The organism is Pseudomonas sp. GZD-222, from assembly GCF_049310525.1.
Lineage (GTDB): Bacteria > Pseudomonadota > Gammaproteobacteria > Pseudomonadales > Pseudomonadaceae > Aquipseudomonas.
This window is the reverse complement of the sequence record NZ_JBMOWO010000107.1, coordinates 1-7,110: the sequence shown is the minus strand read 5'-3', so window position 1 is coordinate 7,110 and position 7,110 is coordinate 1. Positions and strand designations below refer to the sequence as shown.

Genomic DNA, 7,110 nt, shown 5'->3' with positions numbered 1-7,110 from the left:
GCGAGCCGCGGGAAAAGCCCGCTCCCACCGGGGGGGGGGAGCGGGCTTGCCCCGCGAAGATCAATGGAACGGGAATATGTAATTCATCCACGCCGCCATGCGCAGGAGGATCTTGCGCATCGTGCCGATGTGCTCGAAGTGCTTGCTATAGACAGCCGCCTGCCCATAGGCACCACCTGGCATCTGCGCACTGTATTTGGCGTACTCGGGGTCAGTGATTTCGATGATCACCGGCACCCGCCCGGCCGGCGGTGAACCGGTGTAGCCGATCAACGAGCCAGACGGCTGTACCTGACCTTCGGCAATCACCGTAATCACATTTTTCACCCGGCCTTTGAACACCTTGCCGGGGATACCATCGAACGCGACCTCGGCCTCGTCACCGGCCACTAAACGCAGCAAGCTGTTCTGGCGCATCCACGCGGCGAAGTAATGACCTTCGTCAGGAATAAACACCATTGACGGGCGCAGCGGCAACTTGCTTGCCATCATGCCGGCGCGCAGCGAGACATGGGTGACGAAGCCTTTGCTCGGTGCACGCACCACGGTGTTATCCAGTTCGAACTGGGCATTGTCGATCTGTGCCTGCAGATCATCGACACGGGCAATAGCCGTTTCAAGCTCACGGCGGGTACCGAAATTGCGCTTGATCAGTTCATTGATCCGAAACAGGTCACCTTTTGCCGCCAGATGCTGGGCCTTGAGCGACTTGAGCTTGTATTCAAACGGTGCCGGGTCGATGCGGAACAGGATATCGCCGGCCTTCAATGGCTCGTTGCCCTGCACCGGCACGTCGATCACCTTGCCGGTGACCACCGGAATCACCGGTACCGAGACGAAATAGGTGCGCGCCACCTCTGAATAGGGGTGGTTGTAGTTCATGGTGAAGATCAGCGAGCCGATCAAGATCACCCCACCCAGCACCGCAGTGGGCACGGTCCATTTGTTCAGAGGGATGCGAAACAGCTTGAAGATGGCAATACAGATGGCGGCGTAGGTCAGGATAAGTAGCAGATCCATGAGTCAGACTCCCCCGCCTGCATCGTTCGGCTTGGTCCGGTTTTCCTCCAGATGGGCCACCCGCTGCTGCAATTCGAACACCTGGCGCTCCAGGTCGCCTATCGGGCTCTGGTCGCCCAACCCGCCGATACCCCAGCCGCGATCCTCGCGGTAGAGCATGGCCCAGATCCACAGGAACGGCCACAGGGCATGCAAGGTGAACAAGCTGACCCAGCCGGTGGCGTGGATCGCATCCTGATGCGGGTGATTGCGGTGAACCGCGATTTCGTAGGGGATGTCATGAAGGACGATGATGCCGTAGAACAACACCAGCCCGGCAAAAATCAACACACCCAGTGCAAAGTAATCAAGCATGGTCGCTCCAGAACGCAAATGGCGAGAGTTGGTAGATAGAGTTTAATCAACCCTTGCTGTTTCACTGCGAATTTCACCGGTGCCGTCACCCACCTTACTCCGGCGGGCTTCAAGCAGGGTGACGAAACTCGACAGGCTCTGGGACACGGTGCCGCGCCGCCAGACCAGCCAGGTATTGAGGTAACGGAAGTCTTCGGACAGCGGCCAGACACTGACCGTGGCGCAGCCTGGCATGCTCTCCAGCATGCTCCGCGGCATCAGCGCCAGGCCGGCACCGGCACTGACGCAGGCAAGCATCCCGTGATAGGACTCGATCTCGAAGATCTTGCCCGGCACCGCGCCATCGGTATTGAACCAGCGCTCGAAGTGATGACGGTAAGAACAGTTGGACCTGAAGGCATAGATGTTCTCGCCGTTGACATCCTGGGCGCGGTTGATCGGCCCGTGGTTCAGCGGCGCAATCAGCACCATCTCTTCCTCGAACACCGGTACCCCGTCCAGCGTCGGATGCAGCACCGGGCCGTCGACAAACGCCGCGACCAGCCGCCCCGAGAGCACGCCCTCGATCATCGCCCCGGACGGCCCGGTGGAAAGGTCCAGCTCGACCTTGCTGTATTGCTGGTTGTACGCCGCCAACAAGGCCGGAATGCGCACGGCCGCCGTGCTTTCCAGCGAGCCCAGGGAGAACGGCCCGCGTGGCTCCGCTCCGGCCACGGTCAAGCGTGCCTCTTCGACCAGGCTGAGGATGCGCCAGGTGTAATCGAGGAAGGTCCAGCCCGCCGGCGACAGGCGCAAGCGGCTTTTCTCGCGAATGAACAGCTCGACCCCGAGGTCGGTTTCCAGTTGCTTGATGCGCGTCGTCAGGTTCGACGGCACCCGGTGGATGTGCTGGGCGGCAACGCTGATGCTGCCGTGTTCGGCCACAGCCCTGAAAATTTCCAGCTGAACCAGGTCCACATCATTCTCCAATCGTGAACGAAAGACTCATTATTATTCAGTTTTCAAAACATGCATAGCCCTCTACGCTGGCCTCGTTCCCCACTTTCTTGCAGGACAAAGTGCCATGACCGCGTTCTCCAGCCACACCCATGCCGTGTCGATCAACCCCGCCAACGGCGAAGCCATTGGTCACTACCCGTATGCCTCCGAGGCTGAGCTGGATGCCGCGCTGACTCGGGCGGCAGGAGGTTTCGCCCACTGGCGGCGGACGCCCGTGGCCGAGCGCGCACAGCTGATTCTCGGCCTGGCCAGCGCGATCCGCGCCAACGCTGCGGCCATGGCACAGATGATCACCATGGAAATGGGCAAGCCCCTGGCTCAGGCCCGTGGCGAAGTGGAGAAATGCGCACAGCTATGCGAGTGGTACGCCGCTCAAGGCCCGGGCATGCTCAGCGCCGAATCGACCCTGGTGGAAAACGGCAAGGCTCGTATCGAGTACCGTCCGTTGGGCCCGATCCTGGCGGTGATGCCCTGGAACTTCCCGGTCTGGCAAGTACTGCGCGGCGCCGTGCCAGCACTGATCGCCGGCAACACCTATGTGCTCAAACATGCGCCGAACGTGATGGGCAGCGCCTATCTGCTGCTCGAAGTGATCAAGCAGGCCGGTCTGCCGGACGGCGTCTTTGAAGTCATCAACGTCACCACGGATGGCGTGTCCCAGGCCATCAAGGACCCGCGCATTGCTGCCGTGACCCTGACCGGCAGCGTGCGCGCCGGCATGGCCATCGGTGCCCAGGCCGGTGCTGCGCTGAAAAAATGCGTACTGGAGCTGGGCGGCTCCGATCCGTTCATCGTCCTCAACGATGCCAACCTCGATGAAGCGGTCAGGGCCGCCGTTGTCGGCCGCTACGCCAACACCGGCCAGGTCTGCGCCGCGGCCAAGCGCCTGATCGTCGAACAGGGCATTGTCGAAGCCTTTACCGAAAAATTCGTCGAAGCCACCCGTCAGCTGGTCATGGGCGACCCACTGTCGGAGCAGACCTACCTGGGCCCGATGGCGCGCTTCGACCTGCGCGACGAGCTTGATGAGCAGGTCCAGGCCACCCTGGCCGAAGGTGCGACCCTGTTGCTCGGTGGCCGCAAGGCCGATGGTGGCGGCAACTTCTACGAACCGACGGTGCTGGCCGATGTAACCGACCAGATGACCTCGTTCCGCCAGGAGCTGTTCGGCCCGGTTGCCTCGATCATCACTGCCCGCGACGCTCGCCATGCCCTGGAACTGGCCAACGACAGTGAATTCGGGCTGGCCTCGACTATCTATACCCAGAATCTGGAACTGGCTGCCCAGCTCACTGAAGAACTGGACACCGGCGGTGTGTTCGTCAACGGCTACTGCGCCTCTGATCCGCGCGTGACCTTCGGCGGGATCAAAAAGAGTGGTTTTGGCCGCGAGCTCTCGCACTTCGGTGTCCGCGAGTTCTGCAACGCCCAGACGGTCTGGCTGGACCGCCGTGGCTGAGTGACCAGCGGTCGGGTCGCAGCGGTACTGGCTCCGGGAGCGTTGCAGGCAATGGGCTAAACTCTAGCTCGGGGGCTGGCAATGCAACGCGACCGGAGGTGCACCATGAGCCAGTACCAACGCCTGTTCCTGATGGTCGGCGCCGAAATGCGCCACACCCCGGCACTGGAGCGCGCCGCCGCCCTGGCCCACGCCACCGGTGCCACCCTGCATATCTGCGCCTTTGTCGAAGAGCTCGACACCCTTGGCCTGCTCAGCGGCGACGAGTTCCGCAACCAGACCCGCGAACAGGACACCCGCCAATGGCTCGCCGACGAAGCCACCTTGCTGCATGACAGCGGCATCCGCATCAGCACCGAAGCGATACTCACCCGTGATGTGCTAGGTGCGGTGCTGGCCCAGGTAAAAGAGATCGAGCCAGACCTGTTGATCAAGGATGTGCAGCACGAACCGGCGTACAAGCGCCTGCTGTTCACCCCGCTGGACTGGCAATTGCTGCGCGAGTGTCCGTGCCCCGTGCACCTGGTCTCGGCAGTCCACTGTCCGCTGCCACGGGTGGTGGTCGCCGCTGTCGACCCGACCCACCCCGAACATCCCCATGACAACCTCAACGAGACGGTGATTCAAGCCGCCAGCGAGCTGGCACGCCAGTGCAACGCCGAACTGCATTTGCTGCATGTGTGCGACAGCGCCCACACGCACATGTCCGACTTCGGTGCTGGCACGGTTACCATGCCCGGTTTCGGCAGTGATGTGCGCAAGTCGATCCACAAGGCCTTCGAGCATCTGGCGGTCGCACACGGCGTACCGGAGGAGCGTCAGCACTTCCTCTCGGCACCAATTACCCGCAGCATCGCCGACTTCGTCGCCCACAGCCGCACCGACGTGCTGGTGATGGGCAATCACCCGCGCAAACTGCTGGAGCGTCTGACCGGCAGCACCACCGAGCATATAATCGACCACAACCTGTGCAATGTCCTGGCGGTCAAGGCGGTGGCCTGAGCGTCAGTCGTACTCGGCTTCGGCATGCTCGCCGAGCAACCGCCGCTGGCGTGGCGTCGCGGCGGCGAGCACTGCAGGGTTGAATTGCCAGTGCAGGTACGGTGAAAACTTCTGCGCGACCATGCGCCGGCCATAGTGCACCTGCAGCATCGAGCGGCTGCGGTCAGTGCTGCGGTTGTCGCTGCCGCCGTGCCACAGCTCGCTGCGAAACATCAGCGCGTCGCCGGCTCGACAGAGGATGTGCTGGGCTGCCTGTCCCTGCCATTGCTGCTCTCCCGGCGCCGGCTTGCGCCCTGCCCTGTGGCTACCCGGCACGACCTGGGTTGGCCCCAGGTCGGCGTCGATATCGTCGAGGTAGAACTGCAGGGTGCAGACCTGCATCGGCAACTCGAAGGCGGGGTCGGCCAACAGCGGCGGGGGCAGTTCCATCACCAGATAGTCCAGGTGCAGCGGCATGCCCTGATAGCCGGGATGGCTGCGCCAGGCGGTCTGGCCAATGATATGGCAATCCTCGCCCAGCGCCGCCTCGGCCAGTTCGATCACCCCCGGCAGGTCGAGGTATTCCAGCCACAACGGGGCGCGGTTGAACACGCACTTGTAGTGTTCGAGCAGGCCGTTGTAGTCCCAGTGCATAGGTACCAGGGCACTGATCGCCGCCTGCAGCTGGGCGACCTGTGACGGCGCGAGCAGCCCGGGCAAGAGCAGGAAGCCGTCACGCTGCAGCGCACTCAAACCCAGGCTCACCACGGGTTGATCGTCCATGCCGGCGTCCCTATTCAGGCCAGTGCAAGTTGACCTTGACCGGCGCCGTGCCGTCGATCACCACCTGCTGGCGCAGCTGTTGACCATCCAGGTTGGCCACCACCTGATAGTGACCGGCCGGGACCTTGGCCCAGAGCATCGGGCCGATGTCCTGCAAGGTCAGCACCGGCTGGCCGGCGGCGGACTCGATGCGCAGCTCGGCACCGCTCTGGTACTTGTTGTCCGGCCCGGACGACAGGGTGATCTGCAGGTTGTAGCCGCGGGTCTGCTGCAGGGCGCGGGACTCATCGATGCCGATGCCACCTTCGAGGTAGCTGATACCGTTCTGCTCCTTGGGCTGCAAGTGCACTGCGGACCTATCGATGGGTTCTTCAGCGCCCGGCTGGGTTTGCGCAATCGCTACCGGCGCCATACAGAGCATGGCCAATGCCAGGGCGATGCTGCTCACAAGACTATGCTGATCGCTGTTCATGGCTAGTCCTCCACACAGGGATTGGCGTCCTTATTATCCCGTGCATCGCACAGCTTTGGACACGGCCCTGACGCGCGGCTCAGCCTTGGCGCAACCAGTCGATAAAACGCGCGAACAGCTCCGACTGGGAATTGATCTGCAGCTTCTGGTAGAGGTTCTTGCGGTGCATGCGCACGGTTTCCGGCGAGATCCGCAGTTCACTGGCGGTGGACTTGGCCGAGTGGCCGCGCAGGATCATGTGCGCCACTTCCCGCTCGCGGTCGGTCAGCACCAGGCAGCCAAAACTGTCGAACGCCGCCTGGATGCTGTTATGGCCTGCCTCGTTGCTGCTTTCTGTCAGCCCGTTGCGGGCGAAGCGTGTCAGCAGCTCGCGGACCATCGGCTCGACCGCGCGCAACAGGTTTACTTGCCCAGCGTCGAGGCGCGAGCCGCTGCAGCCCTGGAACAGGCTCAGGGAGATCTTGCGGGCATCTCCGATATCGGCAATGAAGTAGCTGTCTTCGCTGCAACCGGTGCCCAGGTAGTAAGTCTTGTAGTAGTCGCTGTCGAAAAAATGGTCCGGGGCGATGTCTTCAAGGTGATAGAAGCCCTCGGCCAGGCCGCTCTCCACTGCCAGGCAGAACGGATCGAGCAGATAACCGGCGGCAAAGTAGCGATTGAGGATGGCATCGCGGTGCTCTTCGGGAATGCCCTGCTGGTACAGCAGCTGCGGGGCCTGGCCCTGACACTCGAGGCTGATCATCATCGACTCGACCGCCACCAGTTGGCTGAGGGCTGCAGCCAGATGCGCGAGGGCATCCGGCGCTTCGCTATGGGCAAAGGCGTTCTGCAGCGCTGCATGCCATTGCTGCAGAGCGCCCAGGGACAGGCAGATGGGGGTTTCCAGAGGTGCGTGGCTCATGCTCCGCAGTCTAACGGCTGGCGCACGAGCCTGCACCTGTGGGGTGCTAGTGGGTGGGAGCGGGGGGGGGGGGGGGGGGGGGGGGGGGGGGGGGACAAAAAAAAGAGAGGAAAAGACAAGACCCCCCCAACGAGCGAGGCA

General features: G+C 62.8%; 8 protein-coding genes. 2 read left to right on the top strand and 6 right to left on the bottom strand.

Annotated features, from left to right (window positions below; translation table 11 throughout):
- Positions 1–60 precede the first annotated feature (60 nt).
- Genes ACO6VD_RS20125 through ptrR form a run of 3 tightly spaced genes read right to left on the bottom strand, consistent with a single transcriptional unit; the run spans position 61 to position 2,331 of the window.
- The gene (locus tag ACO6VD_RS20125) at positions 61–1,020 is read right to left on the bottom strand and encodes an HlyD family secretion protein (protein WP_422421559.1); all 960 of its coding nucleotides are present in this window, start codon (positions 1,018–1,020) and stop codon (positions 61–63) included.
- A 3-nt stretch (positions 1,021–1,023) separates the two neighbouring features.
- Entirely contained in the window at positions 1,024–1,374 is a 351-nt protein-coding gene (locus ACO6VD_RS20120; RefSeq protein WP_422421557.1) for a DUF3302 domain-containing protein, read from the bottom strand.
- 42 nt (positions 1,375–1,416) lie between these two features.
- Positions 1,417–2,331 (bottom strand): putrescine utilization regulator PtrR, encoded by a 915-nt coding sequence (ptrR, locus tag ACO6VD_RS20115; RefSeq protein ID WP_422421555.1) that lies wholly within the window; start codon positions 2,329–2,331, stop codon positions 1,417–1,419.
- 106 nt (positions 2,332–2,437) lie between these two features.
- On the opposite strand from ptrR, the gene ACO6VD_RS20110 reads away from it, so the two are divergent.
- Together ACO6VD_RS20110 and ACO6VD_RS20105 are read left to right on the top strand one after the other, a co-directional pair.
- Positions 2,438–3,832: an aldehyde dehydrogenase family protein gene (locus tag ACO6VD_RS20110; RefSeq protein ID WP_422421554.1), complete on the top strand. Its 1,395-nt coding sequence runs from the start codon at positions 2,438–2,440 to the stop codon at positions 3,830–3,832.
- 105 nt (positions 3,833–3,937) lie between these two features.
- A complete protein-coding gene (locus ACO6VD_RS20105) occupies positions 3,938–4,834 on the top strand; it encodes a universal stress protein (RefSeq protein WP_422421552.1) in 897 nt (298 codons plus the stop codon).
- 3 nt (positions 4,835–4,837) lie between these two features.
- Here the strand turns inward: ACO6VD_RS20105 and ACO6VD_RS20100 are convergent, their stop codons facing one another.
- The 3 genes from ACO6VD_RS20100 to ACO6VD_RS20090 all read right to left on the bottom strand — a co-directional run bounded on the left by ACO6VD_RS20100 (position 4,838) and on the right by ACO6VD_RS20090 (position 6,969).
- Positions 4,838–5,596 carry a phytanoyl-CoA dioxygenase family protein gene (locus ACO6VD_RS20100; RefSeq protein WP_422421550.1) on the bottom strand — a complete coding sequence of 253 codons (759 nt, stop codon included), beginning with the start codon at positions 5,594–5,596 and terminating at the stop codon, positions 4,838–4,840.
- A gap of 10 nt (positions 5,597–5,606) precedes the next feature.
- Positions 5,607–6,068, bottom strand: coding sequence for a carboxypeptidase regulatory-like domain-containing protein (locus ACO6VD_RS20095; RefSeq protein WP_422421548.1), 462 nt, complete (start codon positions 6,066–6,068; stop codon positions 5,607–5,609).
- 79 nt (positions 6,069–6,147) lie between these two features.
- Positions 6,148–6,969 (bottom strand): helix-turn-helix transcriptional regulator, encoded by an 822-nt coding sequence (locus tag ACO6VD_RS20090; RefSeq protein ID WP_422421546.1) that lies wholly within the window; start codon positions 6,967–6,969, stop codon positions 6,148–6,150.
- Positions 6,970–7,110: the final 141 nt, after the last annotated feature.

Bases quoted from the DNA above. Each gene is read 5' to 3' on its own strand.
- ACO6VD_RS20125 (WP_422421559.1), bottom strand. From the start codon at position 1,020: ATGGATCTGCTACTTATCCTGACCTACGCCGCCATCTGTATTGCCATC.
- ACO6VD_RS20120 (WP_422421557.1), bottom strand. From the start codon at position 1,374: ATGCTTGATTACTTTGCACTGGGTGTGTTGATTTTTGCCGGGCTGGTG.
- ACO6VD_RS20110 (WP_422421554.1), top strand. From the start codon at position 2,438: ATGACCGCGTTCTCCAGCCACACCCATGCCGTGTCGATCAACCCCGCC.
- ACO6VD_RS20105 (WP_422421552.1), top strand. From the start codon at position 3,938: ATGAGCCAGTACCAACGCCTGTTCCTGATGGTCGGCGCCGAAATGCGC.
- ACO6VD_RS20100 (WP_422421550.1), bottom strand. From the start codon at position 5,596: ATGGACGATCAACCCGTGGTGAGCCTGGGTTTGAGTGCGCTGCAGCGT.
- ACO6VD_RS20095 (WP_422421548.1), bottom strand. From the start codon at position 6,068: ATGAACAGCGATCAGCATAGTCTTGTGAGCAGCATCGCCCTGGCATTG.
- ACO6VD_RS20090 (WP_422421546.1), bottom strand. From the start codon at position 6,969: ATGAGCCACGCACCTCTGGAAACCCCCATCTGCCTGTCCCTGGGCGCT.